The organism is Proteus sp. fly-1067 (assembly GCF_040139345.1).
Lineage (GTDB): Bacteria > Pseudomonadota > Gammaproteobacteria > Enterobacterales > Enterobacteriaceae > Proteus > Proteus vulgaris_B.
Genome location: NZ_JBEEUL010000052.1, coordinates 1 through 959 on the forward strand (window position 1 = coordinate 1; position 959 = coordinate 959).

Sequence of the window (959 nt, forward strand, 5' to 3'; positions counted from 1 at the left end):
GTGATACATATCACGGACTGAGTTATCAACGAAACCAATGATCAGTTCTATTGCAGTCTGTAACTTACCGGGTACGCCACTAGTCGCATTGACAGCAACTTTTCTAAATAGCCACAGGAACAATGCCCCGAGAACTACCGAGAAAAAAAGCGAGTCAATGTTCAACGTCCAGAACGTTGGACTAGCGTGGGGATCGACCAACTTAAAGGTACTTAGATCCAACTGAAGGTTTCTCAGGTGGTGACCTATGTACTCATTTGTAGTCATCACTTCTCCTGATGCAGACATGATGCCTCTTACCCTTTTGTAGTTTAAAAATACTTACCGTTTAAAAACGGCTGGTGCAACAATCTGAACAATTAGCACCGCTAAATAGGTCAAACCCAGTGGTGTTAATGACGCTTTAAACACACCGAAAGCAACAACTAACACAGTTATGGTTGTCACAACCTTTAACCCTGCTCCTAATGCAAAGAACCAGGCAATGCGGACAGGTTCATCCTCTTCTTTTGCTTTCTGGAAGTGGGTTAGCAGCATAAATACGATATTTGGTAACCAGCATGCTAAACCACCCGCAAGAGCAGAGGCCCCCCATTCTATACTATTTGCACAGAAAGCCCCACTGAGGATAACAAAAGTTATTAGCTGAAGAGACAACAGCTTTACCGCGTGCTTGTTGTCATAAAGGGATACAGACATAACTTTTTGTACTCCCAGCTGTTCTCAGCCTCAGAAACGCTAAGTGTTGTATAAAACTGCCTTTGCTTAAATGTGTCAAGAGACAAAAACGAGCAAATTATACGGGCAGGCGAAATGAATTCAATCAGTAAGTAGCGAAAAGGTGAATAAATATTTAATTTTTTCGAGATAGCGCAGAAATGTCGCAATAATAATTAATAAATAGTTAATGACTCGACATGCACAAACATTTTTTTGTGACTAATATCACAATAATTATT

The 959-nt window shown here is 40.6% G+C and carries 1 protein-coding gene and 1 pseudogene; both read right to left on the reverse strand.

Annotation, left to right across the window (positions count from 1 at the left end):
* Positions 1–288 (reverse strand): annotated as a pseudogene (locus tag ABN217_RS19005) (F0F1 ATP synthase subunit A); the annotation flags it as partial.
* Positions 289–321: 33 nt separating this feature from the next.
* Positions 322–699, reverse strand: coding sequence for a F0F1 ATP synthase subunit I (atpI, locus tag ABN217_RS19010; protein ID WP_070929806.1), 378 nt, complete (start codon positions 697–699; stop codon positions 322–324).
* Between the last annotated feature and the right edge of the window lie 260 nt (positions 700–959).

Excerpts from the sequence above, each read along its gene's own strand:
- atpI (WP_070929806.1), bottom strand. The coding sequence starts at position 699 with ATGTCTGTATCCCTTTATGACAACAAGCACGCGGTAAAGCTGTTGTCT.